We start from the raw sequence: 21,650 nt of genomic DNA on the forward strand, positions 1-21,650 counted from the left end.
TGGCGACCTGCGAATTTCAAGTTCCATCCAAATTTACTAAGCAGCGTTTCGAAATCGGCGTTACTGGATGCACTTTCAGGAGGAATCTTTATGCAATCGACCGTTATTTCATCGACCGCTTCACACCGTTTTCCGCGGTTGCAAATGTGGCACCAGATTCTTATCGCGATGGTGCTTGGCCTGGCTGTCGGGCACTTCGTTGGCGAGCCCGCCAAGATGCTGGCGCCATTGGGTGACATTTTCATGTCGCTGATTCGCATGTGCGTGATACCGGTGGTGTTCGTATCACTGGTGTGCGGCATCGCTTCGCTTTCGGATATGGCGGCGATGCGGCGCATTGCGTGGAAGTCGATCGCAATTTATGCGGTAACGATGGCGATCATGGCCGCCGTTTCCATGGGCGTGGCGATGTTGTTCAACATCGGTGCCGGCTTCGGTCTTACGGTAAGTGGTCATGCGCCTGCGGAAACGCCGCCTAGTATTAAGGAGGCGTTGATCAACGCGATTCCCTCCAATCCGTTCAAGGCATTTGCCGAAGGCGCGCTGCTGCCGACGATCGTGTTCGCGGTCTTCTTTGCTTTGGCGATCAACTTGGCGGGCGAGGCGGCGACGCCGGTGCGCAATTTCTTCAACAGCCTTTCTGCCGTGGTGTTCAAGTTGATCCACATGGTGTTGAAGTTCGCGCCCATTGGCGTGTTCGGCCTGATGGCGTTTGTCACCGCGGACCACGGTTTCTCCGTGCTGGGGCATCTTGGCTCGCTGGTGGTGGTGAACTATGCCGTCATGTTGTTTTTCATGATCGTGGTTTGCGGCGTGCTGTTGATGCTGTGGCGAATCAACCCGCTGCCGTTCTTGCGCAAGATGCTGTCGGTGCAGTTGTTTGCGTATTCGTCGGCAAGCAGCGCGGCGACGCTGCCGTTGAATCTTGAGAATACCCAGGAGCGGTTGGGTGTGGACCCGCGCGTGGCGAGTTTTGTGCTGCCGCTAGGTTCCACCGTGAACATGGCGGGACTGGCGTGCTATCTCGGCACAGTCACCATTTTCGCCAGCAATGCGTATGGCATCGAGCTTTCGTTCGGTCAGTTATTGACGGTGATGTTGACGACCACGCTCGCTTCCATCGGCGCGGCCGGCATTCCCGGCGCAGCCTTGGTGGTGATGGGATTGGTGCTGTCGTCGGTTGGCTTGCCGCTGGAGGTGATTGCGGTGATCGCGGCGGTGGATCGGTTGCTGGATATGTGTTGTACGTCGGCGAATGTGACGGGGGATTCGGTGACGGCGGTGGTGGTGGCGAAGTCGGAAGGGGTTTTGGATTTGGAGCGGTATGCGCAGGCTTAAGTGTCACGCCGTACCACAATACTCATTCTCGCCTCACCGTCATCCCGGCGAAGGCCGGGATCCAGTGCAAATATGCTGTGCGAAGCACACAGCATAAAGAACGTTATGTGTGCTTCGCACGACGTATTCATACTGGATCCCGGCCTTCGCCGGGATGACGGTGAGGTAATACGAAGCGGTGAGGCTAGATTAGAATTTGCGTTCTTACGCCAACCCAAACGGCAAATTCGGCGAAGCCACTACGCGATCACCGACACATTCACCACGCAAAAACGCCAACGTTGCATTGATCACCTCTACCGCATCCAGAATGCGGTGATGTCCCAAGCCTTGCGTGGTAAGCAAGCGCGCACCGGGCCAAAAACGCGCATAACGCTCGCCCTCTTCCCATGGCACTTCGCGATCGTCCAGGTCGTGCACGATCAAACCAGGCTGGCCGAGCGATGGGACATGATGATGCACGTGCAATTCTCGCGCATGGATGCCAGTGCGGTTTTGGTACCAGGAAAGGAATGGCTCGCGCAGATGCTCGCCGAGACGCACAAAGCGGATGAAGCGGTTGGCGGCGGCTTCGATATCTGCGGCGGGCGCGATCAACACCAGGCGTTGTGCGTGCCAGTTTTCGTCTTGCGCCAACGCCACCGCTGCACCGCCCATGGAATGGCCAATCGCCAGCGCAGCGTTGCCGAAGTGTTTCCCGACCGCGCGCACGGTGTTGATGAAATCCATCAGCGTGCAGAAATCGCCGCTGCTTGCACCGTGGCCGGGTTGATCGAACGTGACCACGGCAAAGCCCAGTTCACGCAGTTTCGCTACCCATGGCAGATAACGCAGGCCAAAGCTGGACCAACCATGCACTAGCAACGCGTACGGCTGCGTGGATGGATCTCCCCACACATACGTAGCGATGGATTGACCGTTGATATGGAGCTCACTGCGCTGCATGTCGCTATCCGGCTGCGCGGCGCGCGAACGTGTGCGGCTGCTGGCGAAGGGTGTGCCAAACAAGCGTGCCGCGCGATCGAGCGTCTGCTTGGGTGCGAGTCGACTACCAACGGCAAAGCTCAGGCGCACAGCGCCGAGCTTGAACGAGTGATGCGAAGAGTGGCGACGCGTGGTGGCGGTCATGGCGAGCTCCTGTGTTTCAGGGCTGATAACTGGCGAGCAGGCGATCGAGCGCTGCCCAGGTATGTCGATGGGATTCGTCGAAGCCGAACAAGCTGGCGTCATGATGCAGGCCGAGCATCAATGAGTAGAGTTCAAAGGCGAGCTGATCGGCATCGGTATCCGCACGCAGGTCGCCCACTTCGACGGTTTGACGAATCGCGCGCATCACTTCGTTGCGCCAGCCGGTTTGCTGTTCTTTCACGCGCGTGCGCAGCGGGCCTTCTTCGCGTCCGTCGTATTCCACGACGGCGCTGATCAGCACGCAGCCGTTGTAGTGAATACGGATCCATTCGGACCAGCGGTCCAGGACGGCCCGCAGGCGCTTGATGCCGCGCGGCTGTTGCACGGCAGGTCGGATCACGAAATCCAGGAAGCGTTTGGTGGCGGTATCCAGCAACGCCAGTTGCAACTCTTCGCGGGAGCCGAAATGGGCGAACACACCGCTTTTGGACATGCCTACGCCGAGCGCCAGGGCGCCGATGGAGAGGCCTTCCAGCCCGTCCTGGCGGGCCAGTTCGTAGGCGTGGTCGAGGATGAGCTCGCGGGTGGCGGCGCCTTTGCTGGGGGAGGTGGTAGCGTTCATGGCGGGCAAAATAGCACGACCGTTCGTTTTATTTCTAGGGGAAAAGTTGTGCCTTTTTCGTTAAGTCGCCAGAGATCTGCCCCCTCCCCACTACACGTAGGGGGAGGGAGTTGGATCGCGCCCATCGCAAATGAATTCGGCTGTTTCCTGAACCACCGAAAGCAATCACGTCAACATCGCGCGATATGCTCGCGTTCCCCTCCCCAGCAACCGCTAACTGCGGCTGCGTACTTCAAGGAGAGAACACATGATCAGCATCACCCGCAAACTCGCTCTTGTTGCAGGCATCGGCCTTGCGTTGGCCAGCGTGAGCTACACGCCGCCTGCTGCTGCACAAGTAAGCGTGGGCGTCGGCATCAACGTGGCACCGCCGCCACCGCGTTTCGAACGCGTGCCGCCACCCCGTCGCGGTTTCGTATGGGTACCGGGTTATTGGCGCTGGAATCCTGGCTACCGTCGTCACGTATGGGTACCGGGTGCGTGGGTGAGTGCGCGGCCGGGATATCGCTGGTATCCGGGTGCGTGGGAGCGCCGTGGTCCGAACTGGTATTGGCGCGACGGCCGCTGGGGCCCCTGATCGCCTCGTAACGTAACAACCTGCGCTTCGTCCCACGACGAAGCGCAATGCTTCAACGGCAGGATGCCCACTAAACTTGCTCACTGCACTGACCGGATCGACAGCATTCGATTCAACACCATCTGGGGAATTTTTCATGTCATTGCGTTTTGCATCCTTGCTTGCCCTCGCTGGCGTCACAGTGGCTATGGCCGGTTGCGTAGTCGAACAACCGCATCCGCCACGTCGCGTTGTCTATGTCGAACAACAACCCGCTCCACCGCCGCCCCCGCCGCAGGTGGTTGAAGTCGTCGCCCCGCAGCCGCCGCCGGTGACCGTGATCGAAGAATTGCCGCCGCCGCGCCCTGGCTACATTTGGGCACGCGGTCACTGGCATTGGGATGGCGGGCGCTATGTCGCAGTACACGGCCACTGGGAACCGGTGCGTCCTGGCTATCACTACGTGCACCCGCATTGGGAACAGCATCCGGATGGTTGGCACTTCCATGTGGGTGTGTGGGTTCAAGGGTAAACATCGTCTTCACGTATATCGAAACGCCCCGCTTATGCGGGGCGTTTTCGTTAGGTGGTTTGCTGCGGTGCGAAAGCGCTGTCTGCGCGGGTCGTACTAAAATTATTGGGATTACTCGAACACCCCAGCCTCTTGCTGGGGTTTTGAGTTTCAGGCGCCAGGTCCTTGGCGGGGCCAACGCTTCCCCAACTCAGTGCCTTCCCCAGCACCGTCCTATGTGGAGTTCAAGTTCCAATGATTTTCGAAACCATCGCTAAGACAGGCCACGAAGAAGTCGTCTTCTGCCATAACAAAGACGCAGGCCTGAAAGCCATCATTGCGATCCATAACACGGTGCTGGGCCCGGCACTGGGCGGCCTGCGCATGTGGCCGTACAAGACCGAGCAAGATGCAGTGAACGACGTGCTGCGCCTGTCGCGCGGCATGACCTACAAGAACGCCGTAGCCGGCCTGAACCTGGGCGGCGGCAAGGCTGTGATCATCGGCGATCCGTCGAAAGATAAATCCGAAGCGCTGTTCCGCGCCTTCGGCCGTTTCGTCAACTCGCTCAACGGTCGCTACATCACGGCTGAGGACGTGGGTATCGACGTGAACGACATGGAATACGTGTTCCGCGAAACCGAATACGTCACCGGCGTGCACCAGGTGCATGGCGGTTCGGGCGATCCCTCACCGTTCACCGCTTACGGCACGCTGCAGGGTTTGATGGCCGCGCTGAACTTCAAGTACGGCAATGAAGACGTGGGCAAGTACAGCTACGCCGTGCAGGGCTGCGGCCACGTCGGCAGCGAATTCATCAAGCTGCTGCGTGAGCAGGGCGCGAAGGTGTTCGTCACCGACATCAACAAGGAAGCCGTGCAGCGTTGCGTGGACGAGCTGGGCTGCGAAGCCGTGGGCCTGGACGAAATCTACGACGTGAACGCCGACGTGTACTCGCCCTGCGCACTGGGCGGCACAGTGAATGAGCAAACGATCGATCGCATCAAGGCCAAGATCATCTGCGGCGCAGCCAACAACCAGCTGGCCACCGACGCGATCGGCGACGAACTGCAGCGCCGCGGCGTGCTGTATGCACCGGACTACGCCGTGAACGCCGGCGGCGTGATGAACGTGTCGCTGGAAATCGACGGCTACAACCGCGAACGCGCCATGCGCATGATGCGCACCATCTACTACAACCTGGGCCGCATCTTCGAAATCAGCAAGACGCAGAGCGTACCCACCTACAGGGCAGCGGACCGTCTGGCTGAAGAGCGCATCGAGTCCATTGGCAAGATCAAGCTGCCGCATATGGGTAACGGCGCGCCGCGCTTTGCTGGCCGCATGCGCGGGCAGTAAGCGATCGTTAGCCTTCACTAAGAAGCCGCCGGGAACCCGGCGGCTTTTTTTGTTTCAAAGGCGTCAGTCTTTGTCGGCCGTCATTCCCGCGAAAGCGGGAATGACGCCGAGGAATAGATGGGCATCTCAGCAAGTAAGCAGCCTCATGCTGCAAGCGCTACTTTATATAGGTCTTCAACGCCGCAATCAGCTCTTCCGCATCATGCTGCTTGGCCGCTAGCGAATGGCCGACATCGTCCAGCAGATGTTCGCGTATGACGCCCTCGATCACCTGTGCCAGCAGTCCATTGATGGCGCCGCGCGCCGCGACGATCTGATGCAGGATCATCGAACAGTCGTCTTCTTCGCTGAGGGAGCGCTCCAGGGCTTCGATCTGGCCGCGGAGCCGTTTGGCCCGATTGAGGAGCTTGGTTTTTTCTCGAACGGTATGTGGCATGACGCGAGTGTTCACGACGCAAGGCACTCGTGCAAGCTGACGCTGTAATGACGAATCTCTTTCTGCGCTTTTTTGCGTAAAATTTTCTGTCACCTGGTTGACACACGTATACCCCCATGGGTATCTTGCGCGAGCCTTCAGGAAGCCTTTCCTGCGGCATTTTCCAGATAACTCAACCAAGAGAAATGGACAGTAACCCTCCTAGTCGATGCGCCAGCTTCGGATGCACCTATCCGGCGTTGGCGTGCCAGTTGAACAACGTAAGCCCTATCGGCGACCGCGCTCGGTCAGCCGGCGCTTTCCACGACTAGGAAAGTCCGGTTCGCCTCTCGCGCCGCTGAGGGCGCTTGACGAGGTGAGTCATGAACAAGCTGTATTTGCGTGCAGTCCGCCGTCGCGCGGCTGGCGCCATCCATCTTCATAAAACCTGGGGCGGCACCTTGCACCGCGTGCGTTCTGCCGCGGCCGTTGCCCCGCTGCATTACGCTGCTCCCCTGCATGCGCAATGGCGCCGGAACGCCGCAACCGGCGTTTTGGAATGCCACTGGGTCGCTGATGCACCCGCCCAACCACGTCCGCGCCTGAGCAGCGCGCGCTTTACTTCCAAGTTCCGCATGCAATGGCGCCCTCGCGGTGCCGGCATGCGCCCTCCTTCGCGCCTGTGCGCTAACGGTTAATCCCATGCGACCTCCTCCAGCCAGCGACAACCCACCTCCATTGCCCTGCCGCTTGAACGCGCACGCGATGCGCCCTGCTCACATCGTCACGACCTGAGCCGGCTCGCGTTCGTGTCGCCTATGCGGCGATTCACGAGGATCGAGCCATGCAACTCTCTCTTCTGCACGCACGCCGACCGCTGCACACGCCGGATCGGCTGCTCAACGTTTATTTCGCTTGCCGCACAGCCAGACCGTCTTCGCCTGGCTTGTTCATGACGCTGCTGCGCGCATCGTCGCGCTGGTATCGCGGCCTTGGGCGATCTACTCGCTCATAACGCCTGAATCCGCACCTCGGCTACGCACGTATGCCGAGGCTTTCCCATGCGTGCTGGCAGCGCGGCTGCCGGCCAAGAAAGCGAAGACACTCCCATGAAAAACATCCATTTCGTAGGTGAATGGTTCGACTGCTGTGCGCCCAAGACGCTGCTCACCGACGCACAAGCCATCCAGACACATTGCATGGCGCACGTTACCCGTCGTCATCTGCCGATCCGTTACGAGCATTTCACCTCCACGGCGTTGGACGGCGTGATCGGGGCGATCACCGGCAACGGTATCCATCTGGTGGTGCGCACGTTTCCGCGTCGCGACGCGGTCATTGCGGATCTGTTCGTTGCGGACAGCGAACCGGCAGACATCGCCGCCGCCATGCAGGTGTTCAACGGCTTGCGTGACGAATTCCGTCCGCTGCGCGCGCTGCTGCATCGCGTGCAGCGCGACGGCCAGTCGCTGCCGGTGCAAGGACGCACACCTCGCAAGCCCACGGAAGTCTTTCTGACAAAACCGGTACGGAGAGTCATTTAAGAGCCTGTTCAATATCTCCGCATAGCTCACATAGCCACTCCGTCTACCGCCTCACAACAAGGCTTCACCATGAATACGGTCATCCAATTAAAAGAATCCGACGATACCGCCGTGCTCGATAGCGCCCATGTGGGCGATATCCGCGGCGCACTCGGCACCATTGCCCACAACGACCACGCACGGCGCGATAACTGGAGGGCGCGCTTGCGCACCCTGCTTGCCATTCTTGGCCCCGGCCTGATCGTGATGGTCGGCGACAACGACGCCGGTGCCTTCAGTACGTACACCCAGGCCGGCCAGAATTACGGCACGGTGCTGCTGTGGACGCTATCGCTGCTGATTCCCGTTTTGTATGTGAACCAGGAAATGGTGCTGCGGCTCGGCGCCGTCACCGGCGTGGGTCACGCTCGCTTGATCCTTGAACGCTTCGGCAAATTCTGGGGTGCGTTCAGCGTGATCGATCTTTTCATTCTCAACGCACTGACCATCGTCACCGAATTCATCGGCATCAGCCTAGGCCTGGATCATCTGGGCCTTTCGCGTAATTGGGGGGTGATGATTGCGGCTGCGCTGATCATCATCACCGCGTCCACTGGCAACTTCCGGCGTTTCGAACGGTTTGCGCTGCTGCTGGTAGTAGGCAGCCTGCTGCTGGTACCGGTGCTGCTGATGGTGCATCCGCCCGTTGGGCAGATCGCGCACCACATGCTAGTGCCGAGCATGCCCAAGGGTGCGCCATTGAGCGATGTGATGTTGCTGATCATCGCCATCGTCGGCACCACGGTGGCGCCGTGGCAGTTGTTTTTCCAGCAGAGCTATGTGATCGACAAGCGCATCACGCCGCGCTTTATGAACTACGAGAAGGCGGATCTGTGGATCGGCATTGCACTTGTGATCATCGGCGCGGTGGCCATGATTGCCTTTACGGCTGCCACGTTTGCGGGACGACCTGAAATGGGACAGTTCGCGGATGCCGGCGCGGTGGCGGAAGGTATCGCCAAATACGTGGGTGCCACGCCCTCGGTACTGTTTTCGATCGCACTGATCGATGCCAGCATCATTGGCGCTGCGGCGGTGTCGCTGTCGACCGCTTATGCCGTGGGCGATGTGCTGGCCGTGAACCATTCGCTGCATCGCAAGCCTACGGAAGCGAAGCTCTTCTATGCGGTGTATGCGTTGCTGGTCGCAGTCTCTGCAGGATTGGTGCTGATTCCGAATGCACCGCTGGGCATCATCACCAATGCGGTACAAACCTTGGCTGGCATTTTGTTGCCTGGCGCGTCAGTGTTTCTGCTGCTGTTGTGCAACGACAAGGCCGTGCTGGGGCCATGGGTGAACAAGCCGATCACCAACCTGTTCACTACCGCGGTGGTAGGCGTGTTGGTATTGCTGTCGATCATCCTGACGGCCTCGGTGCTTTATCCCTCGATCACCAGCGCACAAATCATCAGCGTGCTCATAGGCGGTGGTGTACTGGCACTGGCGATTGCCATCACGTTCGGGGTGATGCATTGGCGCCGCCCGACCGCCACGGTGCCGGAAAGCCTCACCGTCGACAAAACCCTTTGGCGCATGCCGCCGCTGAGCAAGCTGCCTCCCGCGCAGTTGAGCCTACGCCGGCGCATATGGCTCGGTGTGCTACGTGCCTATCTGGCTGCGGCGCTGATCCTTGCCATCGTGAAGGTGGTGCAGCTTGTGCTCGCCAAATCCTGAAGGTGTCGCGCGCATGAGTCGTTCATGGCCCACCGCATGGTTCCGGCGCAGCCAGCCTCCATCGTGCTGAGGCAAGCCGGCCGCTAGCGCCGGCGCTCCATCCATTTTCTCTCTGCACTGCTTCGACCGGCAAGCGCTTTGCGCTTGCTGCGGGCAGCGCTGTGCCAAAGATTTTCAAGCCGAGTTCTTCCATGCAAATTCAAACTCAGATCGCCCGAAAACATTCCCCTACGCTGCTGTTCGTGCTCGGCACGATGGCTTGCACAGCAGTAACCCAGGCGCAGGACATTCGCCTCGCCTCCACCGATGCCAGCCGCGGTTCGCCGCCGCCCCCCGTTGAAACCAAGAACGCCAAAGACACTACCGAGGAACGCTGGAATCTCCACGCGCAAACCACCTACGTGTATCAGCACAAGGATGGCTTCAGCGCGCCTTATACCGGTCCTCAAAGTCTGTCCACGTCGCCCGAATACAGTTACACCTCGACCTTCACGGCGTATTTGGGTGCGCGCTTCTGGAAAGGCGGCGAGATCTATGTCGATCCGGAAGTCGTCATAGGAAAACCGTTCTCGCATCTTTTTGGCTTGGCCAGCATCAATAACGGCGAAATCCAGAAGAACGGCGGCACGCATCCACGCGGTTACCTGGCACGCTGGTTTTTGCGACAAACCTTCAATCTGGGCGGCGACGCCGTGCACGTCGAGGATGGCCCCAACCAACTCGCCAGCAACTACGATTCGCGTCGCTTCGTGGTCACGCTCGGCAAGATCACCTTGACGGATATCTTCGAAAAGAACACCTACGCCAATGACCCACGCACGCAATTCCTGAATTGGTCGATGATCACCCACGGTGCGTGGGACTATGCCGCCGATGCGCGTGCCTACACCATCGGTGGCGCGGGCGAGTTCTACTGGGACAACTGGGTGGTGCGCGTGGGCCGCTTCATGGAACCCAAAGAGGCCAACGGCACCACGCTCAATCATCGGATATGGACGTATCACGGCGACAACCTGGAAGTGGAACACGACCATACATTCGGCGATCTGCCCGGCTTGGTGCGCGTGCTGGTGTTTCGCAATCACAGCTGGGCCGGCAACTATCTGGATGCCATCGCCGCCGCTGAGGGCACCGGCAATCCGCCCGATGTGACCAGCGTACGCAAAGCCTCATCCAAAGTGGGCTATGGCATCAGCTTCGAACAACGGCTTAGCAAGGACGTCGGCGTATTTCTACGTGCCAGCAGTGCCAACGATCGCACCGAGGAATATGCGTTTACCGAAATCGACAACGATCTGTCGGGCGGTATTTCCGTTAACGGCACACGCTGGAATCGGCCAGACGATGTGTTCGGTGTCGCCTTCTCCACCGCAGGCTTGAACCGCCAGCATCGCCTGTATCTTGCCGACGGCGGCATGGGCGGCTTCCTGGGTGACGGCCAACTCACTCGTTACGGCAGGGAAGATGTGCTGGAGACCTACTACAACTATCACCTGTACAAAGGCATCCAGCTCAGCCCCGATTTCCAGGTCATTCTCAATCCTGGCTACAACGCGGATCGGCGCGGCCCCGTATTTATTTACGGCATGCGCATACATCTGGAGATCTAAAGCGCCTCAAAAAACTGCACCAACCAGTTCGGAAAGCGCCGGAGTGCTCCGGCGCTTGTCCTTAAGCACCCTCCCCAGCAGTCTGCTAGACTTTTTACCGCAAGAAAATGTGCGATAAGGCATTGCCTAGCTTGGCAAAGCTCAAAAGGGGAACCCGCTCCGCGGGTTAGAAACAATCAAAGCTTCCATCCAAGCCTTCGGCTGCAGCGCACTGGGTGCCTGCCGATATAGGCTTGGGGAAGATATGCAGGGCTGCACGGCGGGCTGGATGTTATGAACGCAATCATGGAAACCGGGATCAGTGATGAGGACATCCTGCTCAGGCTCAAGGACGTGCTCGAGGAAACCTTCGAGATCGATCCCGCCAGGGTCACTCCCGATACGCACCTGTTCACCGACTTGGAACTGGACAGCATCGATGCCGTCGACCTCGCCATCCAGGTGCAGGACATGACCGGCATGCGCATCAAGCCCGAGGATTTCAAGAACGTGCGAACGGTAGGCGACGTGGTCGCCACCGTACGCGCGCTGCTGACGCGCTGAGCGCACGCGGAGTGCCTGCATGCCTGATGCGCAAGCCCCCGCGGGAGCTTTTCAGCCCTGCGCGCTGATTCCCATCTATAACCACAAGGACACCATCGCGGCTACGGTGCACGCTTTGCGCGCGCATGATTTGCCGGTGGTGATCGTGGACGATGGCAGCGACGAAGCCACCCGTGTCGTGCTCGACGGCCTGGTTGCGCCGGGGGTGCAGCTGATTCGATTGGCGCGCAACAGCGGCAAAGGCAGCGCCATTACCGCGGGCATGATTGCCGCACGCGATGCCGGCTTCACCCATGCCTTGCAGATCGATGCGGATGGCCAGCACGAGGTGGCGGACGTGCCGCGTTTTCTCGCTGAAGGCCGCGCATACCCGCAAGCGCTGATTTGCGGCCAACCGATCTACGACGACAGCGTGCCGCGCGCCCGCTTGTATGGCCGGTACGTCACGCACGTGTGCGTGTGGCTGGAAACATTGTCGTTCATGCTGCGTGATTCGATGTGCGGCTACCGTCTGTACCCGCTGGAAGCGACGTGTGCCGAGATCGATCGCGCGCCCCTGCCCGCGCGCATGGATTTCGATACCGAGGTGGCGGTACGCCTGATCTGGCGCGGCGTACCAGTACGCAATCTGCCGACCCGGGTAACGTATCCGGAAAACGGCCTGTCCCATTTCCATATGCTGCACGACAATTTGCGTATTTCTGCGATGCATACACGGTTGCTGCTGGGGATGTTGCCGAGAGCGCCGGTGCTTTTGTGGCGTAAGCGCAAGAAGGAAAGGAGTGCAGCATGTACAGCGTGACGCAAACACTCCCTCTCCCCTCCGGGGAGAGGGCTGGGGTGAGGGGGCAGTCTTGCGCGATCCCCCATGGCCGTCATTCCCACGAAAGTGGGAATCCATTTTCACGCCGGCATCAGAGCAAGATGGATTCCCGCTTTCGCGGGAATGACGACCGTTCAAACATGTTCGCAAGATGTGTCCAACTCATCGCATTGCTGCTCGTTTGCTTCAGCGCGCACGCACAAAGCTCTGACCTGCTGCACATCATCGTCAATCAGCTAAGCCAACACATCGCCGTCCGCGCCACCTTTACCCAACAACGCCAAAGCCCCGCCCTCACCCAACCGCAAACCAGTAGCGGCCAACTGCTGTTCGTCAACGGCCACGGCATGCTCTGGCAGGTGCAGCAGCCTTACCAACAGACATTGGCACTGACCGGCACGCGCACCCTGCGCATCGATGCCGACGGCCACATGCAACCGATGCGCAGCGAGCGTGGCGTCAGCCAGATTTCGCAAATGCTGCAAGGCATGCTGACGGGGCAGCTCGATGACGTGACACGCCAGTTCGACGTGCGCGCAAACGGCAGCGCCGCGCAATGGAATCTGCAATTCACCCCGAAACAAGCGCGCGTGGCGCAGGTGCTGAAGAGCATCCAGCTCGATGGCGGTGTGTACCTGCAGCGCATTCGTATCGATATGCAAGACGGCACGCAAACCGATATCCAGATGACTGATACCCACGACGCCGGCCCGCTGAGCGCGCTGGAAAAGCACGCGCTCGGGCTGCCATGACGCAACGGAGCTTGCGGTTACGTGCTGGATGGTTCGTGGCGATAGCGCTGCTGATCGCCTTGCTCTGCGCATGGCTGCTGCTTGGGCGTGAGCGTTCGCCCATTCAAACCGATCTGCTGGCCATGTTGCCGGCAACCGAGCGCAATCCGCTGGCCGAAGTCGCTGCACAACGGCTTGCCCACGCCAATGGCGATCGCGTGATGCTGCTGGTAGCCAATGCGGATGACGATCACGCCAAGGCAGCAGCACGCGAATTGGGACAGGTGCTCGCGAAGGATGGCGTATTCGCCTCCGTTACCGCTGAACTGCCGCCATTCGATCTGCAGCAATTGGTTACGCCGTATCTGGCGCATCGCTTCGCGCTGCTGACTGATGCAGATCGCCAAACGCTTGAACAACCGGGTTATGACCCGCAGCAAGCGCTGGCCCAACGCATCAACGAACCATTCGTTACCGGCGTTGGCACACATCTGCAAGATGATCCATTCGGCTGGTTGCAACACTGGCTGGAACAGCAGCCCTGGAGCCGCTCGCCACTGCTGCCCGAAGACAATCTGCTGACTGCGCATCGTGATGACGGCAGCTACGTGCTGGTCACCGCCACGCTCAACGGTTCGTCGTATGACGACGCCATACAGCGTCGCGCGTTGAGTGCGTTGAACCAGGCCGAGACTGCGATCGAACACGATCATCCCGGCACACACATGCTGCGTACGGGTGCGCTGTTCTATGCGGCCTCTGCGCGCAGCGATGCCGAGCGCGACGTGCATCGCGTGGGTCTGATTTCCACGCTCGGCATTGCCTTGCTGTTGCTTGCCGTTTTCCGATCGCCGTGGCCGCTGCTGCTAGCGTTTCTTTCCACTGCCATCGGCATCGTCGCTGCCACTACGGTAAGCGTGCTGGTGTTCGGACAGATCTATCTGCTAACGCTGGTGTTTGGCGCGGCGTTGCTTGGCGAGGCGGTGGATTATTCGATTCAATACCTCACCGCGCGTGCCAATGCCGGTGAGGCGTGGGAGCCACGCGGCGGTTTGCGGCAGGTTCGCCCTGCCCTGCTGCTCGCGCTGGGTACTTCTCTGCTCGGCTATGCCCTGCTCGGGTTGGTGCCATTCCCGGCGCTGCGCCAAATGGCGTGCTTCGCCATGGTAGGCATGGTGGCAGCATGTCTTAGCGTGTTCTTTCTGCTGCCTGCGCTATTACCGCGCCCGGCAAAACCGTTGTCTGCCGCATCCGTACGCCTTGCATTATTTCTGCAGCGGGCAATAACGTCTTTCGTATCCGGTTGGCATGGCAAGGTGCTTGCATTGTTGACCTTGTTGCTGGCCGTACCGGGCTGGTGGCAATTGCACCACGACGACGACGTGCACTTGCTGATTTCGCCGCCCGCCCAACTCGTTGCGCAGGAAAAGCAGATTCGCGATATCACCGGCGTCGGCAATGGCACGCAGTTCTACCTGGTGCAAGGTGACAACGAAGACCAAGTATTGCAACGCGAAGAAGCGCTGGAAAAGCGTCTGCAAGCGATGACGGATGCACAGCACCTGCAAGGCTGGCTGGGACTGGCCGGCATGGTGCCGTCGTTGCAGCGTCAACAAGCCAATCAGGCGCTGTTGGCACCGCTGTTTGCGCAGCCGGATCGCATGCGCCAATGGTTACATGGTGCAGGCTTTCGCGATGCCGATATCGATCGCTTTATCCAGGCTTGGCCCGGCACGCCTTTGGTTTTGCGTGACTGGTTGAAAACTGCCGTTGCCACACCGTTTCGCTATTTGTGGATGGGCGACAACGGACAACATGGCGCGGCCTCGCTGGTATTACCGCAAGGCGATGCATCGGGTGATCTACTGAAGCAGGCGGCGAAGGACTTGCCAGGCGTTACGCTGGTGGACAAAGCAGCCGGGGTATCCGATCTGTTCGGTCGCTATCGCCGCTATGCCAGCATCTGGTTACTGGCGGCGATCCTGTTGATCGTGCCGGTGTTCGGCTGGCGGTACGGCTGGCGCAGCATGCCGCGCGTGCTCGCGCCGCCGGTGCTGGGTATTGGCTTCACGCTGGCAGCGCTGGGTTATCTGCATCATCCACTTACGCTGTTCCATTGGATGGCCTTGATGCTGGTACTCGGCGTCGGCGCGAATTACGCGGTATTTCTGCGCGAAGGCGAACCCTACGTGGCGCATCGACCCGGCGCCATGTACGCGAGCGTGCTGCTCTCCGCCATCACCGCACTGTTGTCGTTCGGACTGCTGGCGTGGAGTTCGATGCCCGCACTGCGCGATTTCGGCCTTACCTTGCTGCTTGGCATCGGCTTCACTGCGTTGCTGGTGCCTGCCAGCGTGCCTGCGCGGAATCCTTCTTCATGAATCTCTTTTTTGCACGGAGCACTCGTCGATGAAGCGTGTCGTCATCACCGGGATGGGTGGTATTACGCCATTGGGACATGACTGGTCGCAGATCGAACCGCGCTTGCGCGCAGGCCGCAACGCGGTGCGCCGCATGCCGGAGTGGGATTTTTTTGAATCCCTGAACAGCCGGCTCGGTTGTCCTGTCGACGACTTCCAGATACCGGACTGGCCACGCAAGCATCTGCGTTCGATGGGACGCGTAGCGCAACTGGCGGTTGCAGCAAGCGAACGCGCCTTGTGCGATGCCGGGCTGCGCGACGATGTAACCATCAGCGATGGACGCATGGGTGTGGCGTACGGTTCTTCCGGCGGCAGCGTGGAGCCGGTGCGTGTGATGGGCCGCATGCTGGAGACCGGCTCCATGCAAGGTGTGACCGCCACCAGCTATGTGCAGATGATGGCGCATACCACGGCGGTGAACGTTGGCGTGTTCTTCGGTTTGAAAGGCCGCATTCTGCCAACGTCCAGTGCATGCACGTCCGGCAGCCAGGCGATCGGCTATGGGTATGAGACCATCCAGCAAGGTAAGCAGAAAATCATGCTGTGCGGCGGCGCGGAGGAATTGTCTGGCCCCGGCGTTGCGGTGTTCGATACATTGTTCGCCACCAGCACGCGCAACGACGAAGCGTCGCTCACGCCACGCCCTTTCGATCGCGCGCGTGATGGCCTGGTGGTAGGCGAAGGCGCCGCCACGCTGGTGTTGGAGGAATACGAACATGCTCGTGCACGTGGCGCACGCATCTATGCGGAAATCGTGGGCTTCGGCTGCAACTCCGACGGCAACCACATCACCCAGCCCACCAGCGAAACCATGGCTACAGCCATGCATCTCGCCTTGCAGGATGCACAGCTTTCCCCTGACGCCATCGGCTACGTGAGTGCACATGGCACCGCGACCGATCGTGGCGACGTGGCCGAAACCCATGCCACGGCACAGGTGCTTGGCAAGCGCGTGCCAATCAGCTCGATGAAAAGCTACGTGGGCCATACGCTGGGTGCCTGCGGCGCGCTGGAGTCATGGTGGGCAGTGCAAATGATGCGCGATGGCTGGTTTGCGCCGACTGTGAACCTTAGCGAGCCCGATGCGGCGTGTGCGGAGCTGGATTACATCGTGGGTGCAGGGCGCGCGTTGGGGGCGGAGTATGTGATGAATAACAATTTTGCGTTTGGTGGGATCAATACGTCGTTGGTGTTTAGGGCGTTGGGGTGATGAGCGTGTCTTCTTATTCAACGCCTGCTTTTCCGGCCGTCATTCCCGCGAAAACGGGAATCCATTTTTCTTCGATGCAAGAGGCAAAGATGGATTCCCGCTTTCGCGGGAATGACGGCGAGGAAAAATTAGGCGCCGTTGCAAGAGTTAACTCATGATGGAATTCCACATCCACCACCTCCACGCCTGGGCCCCCGGCCTCGACACTAACGAAGCCTGGCAGGCATGGGCCCATCACCCCACTCGCCGGCCCGACAACAACGAGCAACCAAGCTGCGATTTCCTGCCTACCATGCAACGCCGCCGCCTGAGCCGCCTGGCACGCATGACCATGCACGCCGCATGGCCGCTATGCGGTGAAGAAGAACAACTGCCGTTCGTGTTCGCTTCACGCCATGGGGAAACGCCACGCACGTTCGCGCTGCTTGGTGATGTGGCTGATGAACAACCTTTGTCACCCACGCAATTCGGGCTGTCGGTGCACAATGCGATTGCCGGTCAATGGTCAATCCTGCGCGGTCAACATGGTGAATCAGTGGCGATTGCCGGCGAGGCGGATACGTTCGAGCACGCCATGGTGGAAGCGGCGACGTTGCTCAGCGATGGCGCCAAGCATGTGCTGGTGGTGATGGCGGAGGAACGCCCGCCAGCCGCCTACGACGACTGGATCGATGATGTACCGTTTTCGTATGCTGTCGCGCTGAAGGTGGGGGGGATCGAATCGGCGGAGAAGGTGTCGAGCGGCGAACGCTGGCTGCTGCGTCTGGAACTGAACGCAGGCACGTCTACCTCAGGCGCTTGGCCGCATGTCCTCGACTTCGTGCGTGCTATGCATACCAGTGAAAGCACGCTTGAACATACATGGAAGACACGTCGATGGATTTGGCAGCGCAGCCCGTAACGCGTTCCAGCTTTGGCAACTATCTCTGGCGGCTGCTGGCCACCGGCGCCAGCTTCATCCTGTTCGGCTTGGGCGGATTGGTCTTGCGGCTTATCGTGCTACCGCTGCTCGGCTTGCTGCCGGGTGATGCGGTAACGCGCCGAAGCCGCGCGCGCATGGCCATCAGCAAGGCGTTCTACTTGCACGTGCAATTCATGTATCGCAGCGCGGTGCTGGAATACGAATTCGAAGGCGCCGATCGCCTGGGTCGTCCGGGGCAGATGATCATCGCCAATCACCCCTCGCTGATCGACGTGGTGTTTCTGATCGCGCACATCCGCGACGCCAACTGCATCGTCAAGCAAAGCCTGTGGCGAAATCCCTGCACGCGCGGGCCGGTATACCGTGCACAGTACATCAGCAACAACGGCAGTCCGGACATGCTCGACCAGGCAGCCGACGCGTTGCGCGAAGGCCAGACCTTGATCGTCTTCCCTGAAGGCACACGCACCGCGCCGAACCAGGCGCCAGTATTCCATCGCGGTGCTGCAGCCATCGCATTGCGTGGCGCGCGTGTCGTCACGCCGGTCTTCATCACCGTCGAACCCACCACCCTCACCAAAGCCGAGCCGTGGTATCGCATTCCCGAACGGCGCGTGCGGGTCACCCTGCGCGCGGGCCAGGATATTTCGCCGGAGACTTTCAATGCAGACGCGCCGCTGCCGATAGCCTCGCGACGCTTGAACGCGCATCTGCACTCTCTTTTCATGAAGGAGCTTTCGCCATGAACGCCCTGCAACAGGACATTGCACAGCTGATCATCGATACCTTGAATCTGGAGGATGTTACCGTTGATGACATTCCGCCGGATCTGCCGCTATTCGGCGAAGGCTTGGGCCTGGATTCGGTGGACGCGCTGGAACTGGCGTTGGCGCTGCAGAAGCACTACGACATTCGTATCGCTTCCGATTCGAAGGATGCACGCCAACACTTCACCACGGTCGCCACGCTCGCTGCCTTCGTGCAGGCGCAGAAGGACGCATGCGCAAGCTGACCTCCATCCTCTTGCCACTCGCAGGGGTGCTTTATCCCTTCGTGGTGTATTTCGGCATGGATCGCGTGCCGCCGCCCATGTTCGCGCTGGTGCTGGGCGCAATCTGGCTGATCCGCGCGCCAAGCTTGTTGAAAGAACCGGGCGGGCGCTGGATGCTGACCGCGGCGCTGGTTTATTGCGCCCTGCTTGCCTTGAGCGGCGAAGCGACACTGCTGCGCTGGTATCCCACATTGATCAGTGCGTTACTGCTATGCGCGTTCGGCCTCAGCTTGAAATTCGGGCCGCCGATCGTGGAGCGTATCGCCCGCGTGCGCGAACCGGATTTGCCGCCGGAAGCGATTCCATATACGCGCAAAGTCACCTGGGTGTGGGTGGGTTTCTTTGTGTTCAACGGCGTGGTGTCGGCCGCACTTACCTTGTGGGCACCGCTGGCGTGGTGGACGCTTTATAACGGCCTACTGGTGTACTTCATCATGGGCACGTTGTTTGCCGGCGAATGGCTGCTGCGCCGTCGTCTGCGAGGTGCGGCGTGAGTGCGACTCAAATCCTCGATCCGGTGCTGCTCAGCGAACACGAGCACGACGGCACTTGGACGCTGGTTCTGCACGTACCAGCTGATTTGGCCTATTTTCCTGGCCACTTTCCGCAGGCACCGGTGTTGCCGGGTGCGGTGCAGATTGCCTGGGCGCTCGCGTTTGCCTCGCAACGCTTCGGCACACCTGCGCGCTGCAAAGTGATGGAAGCGTTGAAATTCCAACGACTGTTGCGTCCGGGTGACCGCGTGGAGCTGACTCTTCGCTACGACATCTCGCGGCATAAATTGCACTTCGCGTATCGCTACAGCGACACCATCTACTCTTCCGGTCGATTGGCATGGAGCGCCGAGCCATGAGCGAGCAGCTCGTACAGGAACGTCACTGGTCCGCACATAAGGAGCGCGGCAGCTTCATCTTGATGTGGCTGACAGCCCTAAGTGTGCGCATGTTCGGGCGCCGATTGCTGGCACCGGTGCTTTACCTGATCGTGCTGTATTTCTTTGCGTCCGCACGTAGCGCGCGCCGCAACATCCGGCAGTATCAAATCTATCTGGCCCAGTGGAGCGGCAACGCTTCGTTGCGCCCCACGCTGAAAAGCGTGTTCGGCCAGTTCATCGCCTTCGCCGACAATCTGCTCGATCGGCTTGACGTGTGGCGTGGCCGCCTGCGTTTCGAGCAGGTGCAGTTGATCGATCCCTCGGGTGTGCGCTCACGATTGCTGCGCAGCCAGCATGGCGGGCGCGGCGAGATGTTGGTGGTCACCCATCTTGGCAATCCCGATGTGTGCCGCGCGATGGCGGAACTCAGCGAGCAAGTGCCGCTCAACGTGCTGGTGCACAACCATCACGTCGCGCAATTCAACCGTCTGCTAGGCGAAGCAGGCGATCGCAGCATGCGGCTGATCCAGGTGAGCGAACTGGATACGGCGATGATGATGGACCTGTCGCAACGCCTGGAACGCGGCGAGTGGCTGGCGATTGCCGGTGATCGCGTACCGCTCAACGATGGCCGCCGCGTGGTGGTGGATTTTCTCGGTCATGCGGCGCCCTTTCCACAAGGACCATGGCTGATGGCTGGCTTGCTGCGTTGCCCGGTGAATTTGCTGTGCTGCTTGAAGGTGGATGGTCGCTATCGCATCTACCTGGATGCGTTCCTCGACAACGCGCAATGGCAGCGTGGCCAGCGCGACGAGGCCATTCGCGGCTGGGTGCAGCGCTACGCCGATCATCTGGCGGGGCAATGCATGATAGCGCCTCAACAATGGTTCAACTTCTACGCTTATTGGCAACCGCCTGAACGGCCAACGCACAAGGAGGCCGCCGATGCGAACTAGCGGCGTTTTGCACCGGAACGTAGAGATGCTCGTGCCGTTCTTCGACGTCGATTCGATGAACGTGGTTTGGCACGGCCACTATGTGAAGTACCTCGAAGTGGCTCGCTGCGCCCTGCTCGACGACATCGGCCACAACTACGAGCAGATGAAGATGTCCGGTTATGCGTGGCCGGTGATCGATCTGCAACTGCGCTACGTGCAGGCGGCGCGCTTCGGCCAGCGGCTTGTGGTGCGCGCCGATCTGATCGAATGGCAGAACCGTTTGCTGATCCACTATCTGATTCGGGATGCCGAAACCGGCCAGCGTGTTACGCGTGCCAGCAGCGTGCAGGTGGCAGTCGATCTCGCCAGCGGCGAGATGCAACTTGAATCACCCAAGGTTTTCATCGATGCAGTCGAGCAGCGCCTGCGCGGCGCCCCACATGCTTCTACGGTTACCTCATGAATTACGCCAGCCCTACCTACGTCGAAGAAACCCGCATCGGCTTTCATTTTCTGCGCAGCTATACCTGGCAACACCATGTGCTGCGCGTGGCGATCAACGATTTGAAACACCTGATCGGCGAGCCGGAGCCGCAAGGCGGCACGCTGCTGGATGCAGGTTGCGGCCAAGGCAAATCGTTCCGCCTGTTGCGCGATGCATTTCAACCTACGCGCGTGCTTGGCCTGGATGCGGACCCACATAGCCTCGCACTTGCCCAGTCAGAGGCCGATCGCGAAGGCATTCCAGTCGAACTGCACAGCGCCGATTGCGCGCAGATACCGTTGCCGGACAGCAGCATCGACATCGTGTTCTGCCACCAGACTTTTCATCACCTGGTGGAACAGGAGCGCGCACTCGCCGAATTCTGGCGCGTACTGAAGCCGGGCGGTCTGTTGCTGTTCGCAGAATCCACCAAGGCGTATATCGATACCTGGGTGATTCGCTGGTTCTTCCGGCATCCGATGGACGTGCAGAAGAGTGCGGAGGAATACCTGGAGATGTTGCGCTGGCAGGGCTTTGAGTTCGACGCGCGGAACGTATCGTTTCCTTATTTGTGGTGGAGTCGCTCGAAGGATTTCGGGCTGTTGGAGCGTTGGGGGTTGAAGGCGGCGCCTCCGCCGGGGCAGCGTGAGGAAACGTTGGTGAATGTGGCGGCGAGGAAGCCGTGGGTATGAAATCGCTCGACTCATGCGAAATGTTGCTCCCTCTCCCCTTCGGGGAGAGGGCTGGGGTGAGGGGCCAACCTCGCCCGATAACTGCTAGTGCGCAGGAGCCAAAAGCAAAACTGCAAGCACAGTCACACTTTCAAGCAAGCCTTGCCCCCTCACCCCAACCCTC

General features: G+C 60.1%; 25 protein-coding genes. 22 read left to right on the top strand and 3 right to left on the bottom strand.

What is annotated here, in order from left to right; translation table 11 throughout:
• The first annotated feature begins 90 nt into the window (after window positions 1-90).
• Window positions 91-1,338: a dicarboxylate/amino acid:cation symporter gene (locus QQJ86_RS17030; protein ID WP_284322166.1), complete on the top strand. Its 1,248-nt coding sequence runs from the start codon at window positions 91-93 to the stop codon at window positions 1,336-1,338.
• A 204-nt stretch (window positions 1,339-1,542) separates the two neighbouring features.
• Here the strand turns inward: QQJ86_RS17030 and QQJ86_RS17035 are convergent, their stop codons facing one another.
• Both QQJ86_RS17035 and QQJ86_RS17040 read right to left on the bottom strand, forming a co-directional pair.
• Window positions 1,543-2,466 (bottom strand): alpha/beta hydrolase, encoded by a 924-nt coding sequence (locus QQJ86_RS17035; protein ID WP_284322167.1) that lies wholly within the window; start codon window positions 2,464-2,466, stop codon window positions 1,543-1,545.
• Between the two features lie 16 nt (window positions 2,467-2,482).
• The gene (locus QQJ86_RS17040) at window positions 2,483-3,088 is read right to left on the bottom strand and encodes a TetR/AcrR family transcriptional regulator (protein WP_284322168.1); all 606 of its coding nucleotides are present in this window, start codon (window positions 3,086-3,088) and stop codon (window positions 2,483-2,485) included.
• 247 nt (window positions 3,089-3,335) lie between these two features.
• Here QQJ86_RS17040 and QQJ86_RS17045 point away from each other — a divergent pair, with 247 nt between their 5' ends.
• The 3 genes from QQJ86_RS17045 to QQJ86_RS17055 all read left to right on the top strand — a co-directional run bounded on the left by QQJ86_RS17045 (window position 3,336) and on the right by QQJ86_RS17055 (window position 5,514).
• The gene (locus QQJ86_RS17045; protein WP_284322169.1) at window positions 3,336-3,665 is read left to right on the top strand and encodes a hypothetical protein; all 330 of its coding nucleotides are present in this window, start codon (window positions 3,336-3,338) and stop codon (window positions 3,663-3,665) included.
• A gap of 136 nt (window positions 3,666-3,801) precedes the next feature.
• Complete coding sequence (locus QQJ86_RS17050; RefSeq protein ID WP_284322170.1) at window positions 3,802-4,176, top strand: YXWGXW repeat-containing protein; 375 nt, start codon at window positions 3,802-3,804, stop codon at window positions 4,174-4,176.
• Between the two features lie 234 nt (window positions 4,177-4,410).
• Window positions 4,411-5,514, top strand: coding sequence for a Glu/Leu/Phe/Val dehydrogenase dimerization domain-containing protein (locus QQJ86_RS17055; protein WP_284322171.1), 1,104 nt, complete (start codon window positions 4,411-4,413; stop codon window positions 5,512-5,514).
• A gap of 157 nt (window positions 5,515-5,671) precedes the next feature.
• Here the strand turns inward: QQJ86_RS17055 and QQJ86_RS17060 are convergent, their stop codons facing one another.
• Complete coding sequence (locus tag QQJ86_RS17060; RefSeq protein WP_284322172.1) at window positions 5,672-5,965, bottom strand: metal/formaldehyde-sensitive transcriptional repressor; 294 nt, start codon at window positions 5,963-5,965, stop codon at window positions 5,672-5,674.
• A gap of 347 nt (window positions 5,966-6,312) precedes the next feature.
• Between QQJ86_RS17060 and QQJ86_RS17065 the strand changes: the two genes are divergently transcribed.
• From QQJ86_RS17065 to QQJ86_RS17150, 18 genes are all read left to right on the top strand, one after another.
• A complete protein-coding gene (locus tag QQJ86_RS17065; RefSeq protein WP_284322173.1) occupies window positions 6,313-6,627 on the top strand; it encodes a hypothetical protein in 315 nt (104 codons plus the stop codon).
• A gap of 146 nt (window positions 6,628-6,773) precedes the next feature.
• Window positions 6,774-6,944: a hypothetical protein gene (locus tag QQJ86_RS17070; protein WP_284322174.1), complete on the top strand. Its 171-nt coding sequence runs from the start codon at window positions 6,774-6,776 to the stop codon at window positions 6,942-6,944.
• Window positions 6,945-7,038: 94 nt separating this feature from the next.
• Entirely contained in the window at window positions 7,039-7,473 is a 435-nt protein-coding gene (locus QQJ86_RS17075; RefSeq protein WP_284322175.1) for an S-adenosylmethionine decarboxylase, read from the top strand.
• Window positions 7,474-7,542: 69 nt separating this feature from the next.
• Entirely contained in the window at window positions 7,543-9,186 is a 1,644-nt protein-coding gene (locus QQJ86_RS17080; protein ID WP_284322176.1) for an NRAMP family divalent metal transporter, read from the top strand.
• Window positions 9,187-9,377: 191 nt separating this feature from the next.
• Window positions 9,378-10,796, top strand: coding sequence for a carbohydrate porin (locus QQJ86_RS17085; protein WP_284322177.1), 1,419 nt, complete (start codon window positions 9,378-9,380; stop codon window positions 10,794-10,796).
• 285 nt (window positions 10,797-11,081) lie between these two features.
• Window positions 11,082-11,339, top strand: coding sequence for an acyl carrier protein (locus QQJ86_RS17090; protein WP_284322178.1), 258 nt, complete (start codon window positions 11,082-11,084; stop codon window positions 11,337-11,339).
• 19 nt (window positions 11,340-11,358) lie between these two features.
• On the top strand, window positions 11,359-12,141 hold the full coding sequence (locus QQJ86_RS17095) for a glycosyltransferase family 2 protein (protein ID WP_284322179.1): 783 nt from the start codon (window positions 11,359-11,361) through the stop codon (window positions 12,139-12,141).
• A 161-nt stretch (window positions 12,142-12,302) separates the two neighbouring features.
• Entirely contained in the window at window positions 12,303-12,914 is a 612-nt protein-coding gene (locus QQJ86_RS17100; protein WP_284322180.1) for a LolA family protein, read from the top strand.
• Window positions 12,911-15,274: an MMPL family transporter gene (locus tag QQJ86_RS17105; RefSeq protein ID WP_284322181.1), complete on the top strand. Its 2,364-nt coding sequence runs from the start codon at window positions 12,911-12,913 to the stop codon at window positions 15,272-15,274. Before QQJ86_RS17100 ends, QQJ86_RS17105 begins: the two co-directional genes overlap by 4 nt.
• A gap of 28 nt (window positions 15,275-15,302) precedes the next feature.
• Window positions 15,303-16,526 carry a beta-ketoacyl-ACP synthase gene (locus tag QQJ86_RS17110; protein ID WP_284322182.1) on the top strand — a complete coding sequence of 408 codons (1,224 nt, stop codon included), beginning with the start codon at window positions 15,303-15,305 and terminating at the stop codon, window positions 16,524-16,526.
• Window positions 16,527-16,680: 154 nt separating this feature from the next.
• The gene (locus QQJ86_RS17115; RefSeq protein WP_284322183.1) at window positions 16,681-17,427 is read left to right on the top strand and encodes a beta-ketoacyl synthase chain length factor; all 747 of its coding nucleotides are present in this window, start codon (window positions 16,681-16,683) and stop codon (window positions 17,425-17,427) included.
• Window positions 17,403-18,194, top strand: a complete 792-nt coding sequence (locus tag QQJ86_RS17120; RefSeq protein ID WP_284322184.1) for a lysophospholipid acyltransferase family protein — start codon at window positions 17,403-17,405, stop codon at window positions 18,192-18,194. Before QQJ86_RS17115 ends, QQJ86_RS17120 begins: the two co-directional genes overlap by 25 nt.
• Window positions 18,191-18,460 (top strand): phosphopantetheine-binding protein, encoded by a 270-nt coding sequence (locus QQJ86_RS17125; RefSeq protein ID WP_284322185.1) that lies wholly within the window; start codon window positions 18,191-18,193, stop codon window positions 18,458-18,460. Before QQJ86_RS17120 ends, QQJ86_RS17125 begins: the two co-directional genes overlap by 4 nt.
• Window positions 18,448-18,993, top strand: coding sequence for a COG4648 family protein (locus QQJ86_RS17130; RefSeq protein ID WP_284322186.1), 546 nt, complete (start codon window positions 18,448-18,450; stop codon window positions 18,991-18,993). Before QQJ86_RS17125 ends, QQJ86_RS17130 begins: the two co-directional genes overlap by 13 nt.
• Window positions 18,990-19,352, top strand: coding sequence for an ApeI family dehydratase (locus QQJ86_RS17135; protein WP_284322187.1), 363 nt, complete (start codon window positions 18,990-18,992; stop codon window positions 19,350-19,352). The genes QQJ86_RS17130 and QQJ86_RS17135 overlap by 4 nt, the downstream gene beginning before the upstream one ends.
• Window positions 19,349-20,329, top strand: a complete 981-nt coding sequence (locus QQJ86_RS17140) for a lysophospholipid acyltransferase family protein (RefSeq protein ID WP_284322188.1) — start codon at window positions 19,349-19,351, stop codon at window positions 20,327-20,329. The genes QQJ86_RS17135 and QQJ86_RS17140 overlap by 4 nt, the downstream gene beginning before the upstream one ends.
• Before the next feature lie 25 nt (window positions 20,330-20,354).
• Window positions 20,355-20,774 (top strand): acyl-CoA thioesterase, encoded by a 420-nt coding sequence (locus QQJ86_RS17145; protein WP_425604597.1) that lies wholly within the window; start codon window positions 20,355-20,357, stop codon window positions 20,772-20,774.
• Complete coding sequence (locus QQJ86_RS17150; protein ID WP_284322189.1) at window positions 20,771-21,487, top strand: class I SAM-dependent methyltransferase; 717 nt, start codon at window positions 20,771-20,773, stop codon at window positions 21,485-21,487. Before QQJ86_RS17145 ends, QQJ86_RS17150 begins: the two co-directional genes overlap by 4 nt.
• The last annotated feature ends 163 nt before the right edge of the window (window positions 21,488-21,650 follow it).

The organism is Dyella acidisoli, assembly GCF_030160295.1.
GTDB lineage: Bacteria > Pseudomonadota > Gammaproteobacteria > Xanthomonadales > Rhodanobacteraceae > Dyella_B > Dyella_B acidisoli.

What these genes read in the sequence shown, in the direction of transcription:
- QQJ86_RS17030 (WP_284322166.1), top strand. Translation starts at nt 91, where the DNA reads ATGCAATCGACCGTTATTTCATCGACCGCTTCACACCGTTTTCCGCGG.
- QQJ86_RS17035 (WP_284322167.1), bottom strand. Translation starts at nt 2,466, where the DNA reads ATGACCGCCACCACGCGTCGCCACTCTTCGCATCACTCGTTCAAGCTC.
- QQJ86_RS17040 (WP_284322168.1), bottom strand. Translation starts at nt 3,088, where the DNA reads ATGAACGCTACCACCTCCCCCAGCAAAGGCGCCGCCACCCGCGAGCTC.
- QQJ86_RS17045 (WP_284322169.1), top strand. Translation starts at nt 3,336, where the DNA reads ATGATCAGCATCACCCGCAAACTCGCTCTTGTTGCAGGCATCGGCCTT.
- QQJ86_RS17050 (WP_284322170.1), top strand. Translation starts at nt 3,802, where the DNA reads ATGTCATTGCGTTTTGCATCCTTGCTTGCCCTCGCTGGCGTCACAGTG.
- QQJ86_RS17055 (WP_284322171.1), top strand. Translation starts at nt 4,411, where the DNA reads ATGATTTTCGAAACCATCGCTAAGACAGGCCACGAAGAAGTCGTCTTC.
- QQJ86_RS17065 (WP_284322173.1), top strand. Translation starts at nt 6,313, where the DNA reads ATGAACAAGCTGTATTTGCGTGCAGTCCGCCGTCGCGCGGCTGGCGCC.
- QQJ86_RS17070 (WP_284322174.1), top strand. Translation starts at nt 6,774, where the DNA reads ATGCAACTCTCTCTTCTGCACGCACGCCGACCGCTGCACACGCCGGAT.
- QQJ86_RS17075 (WP_284322175.1), top strand. Translation starts at nt 7,039, where the DNA reads ATGAAAAACATCCATTTCGTAGGTGAATGGTTCGACTGCTGTGCGCCC.
- QQJ86_RS17080 (WP_284322176.1), top strand. Translation starts at nt 7,543, where the DNA reads ATGAATACGGTCATCCAATTAAAAGAATCCGACGATACCGCCGTGCTC.
- QQJ86_RS17085 (WP_284322177.1), top strand. Translation starts at nt 9,378, where the DNA reads ATGCAAATTCAAACTCAGATCGCCCGAAAACATTCCCCTACGCTGCTG.
- QQJ86_RS17090 (WP_284322178.1), top strand. Translation starts at nt 11,082, where the DNA reads ATGGAAACCGGGATCAGTGATGAGGACATCCTGCTCAGGCTCAAGGAC.
- QQJ86_RS17095 (WP_284322179.1), top strand. Translation starts at nt 11,359, where the DNA reads ATGCCTGATGCGCAAGCCCCCGCGGGAGCTTTTCAGCCCTGCGCGCTG.
- QQJ86_RS17100 (WP_284322180.1), top strand. Translation starts at nt 12,303, where the DNA reads ATGTTCGCAAGATGTGTCCAACTCATCGCATTGCTGCTCGTTTGCTTC.
- QQJ86_RS17105 (WP_284322181.1), top strand. Translation starts at nt 12,911, where the DNA reads ATGACGCAACGGAGCTTGCGGTTACGTGCTGGATGGTTCGTGGCGATA.
- QQJ86_RS17110 (WP_284322182.1), top strand. Translation starts at nt 15,303, where the DNA reads ATGAAGCGTGTCGTCATCACCGGGATGGGTGGTATTACGCCATTGGGA.
- QQJ86_RS17115 (WP_284322183.1), top strand. Translation starts at nt 16,681, where the DNA reads ATGATGGAATTCCACATCCACCACCTCCACGCCTGGGCCCCCGGCCTC.
- QQJ86_RS17120 (WP_284322184.1), top strand. Translation starts at nt 17,403, where the DNA reads ATGGATTTGGCAGCGCAGCCCGTAACGCGTTCCAGCTTTGGCAACTAT.
- QQJ86_RS17125 (WP_284322185.1), top strand. Translation starts at nt 18,191, where the DNA reads ATGAACGCCCTGCAACAGGACATTGCACAGCTGATCATCGATACCTTG.
- QQJ86_RS17130 (WP_284322186.1), top strand. Translation starts at nt 18,448, where the DNA reads ATGCGCAAGCTGACCTCCATCCTCTTGCCACTCGCAGGGGTGCTTTAT.
- QQJ86_RS17140 (WP_284322188.1), top strand. Translation starts at nt 19,349, where the DNA reads ATGAGCGAGCAGCTCGTACAGGAACGTCACTGGTCCGCACATAAGGAG.
- QQJ86_RS17145 (WP_425604597.1), top strand. Translation starts at nt 20,355, where the DNA reads ATGCTCGTGCCGTTCTTCGACGTCGATTCGATGAACGTGGTTTGGCAC.
- QQJ86_RS17150 (WP_284322189.1), top strand. Translation starts at nt 20,771, where the DNA reads ATGAATTACGCCAGCCCTACCTACGTCGAAGAAACCCGCATCGGCTTT.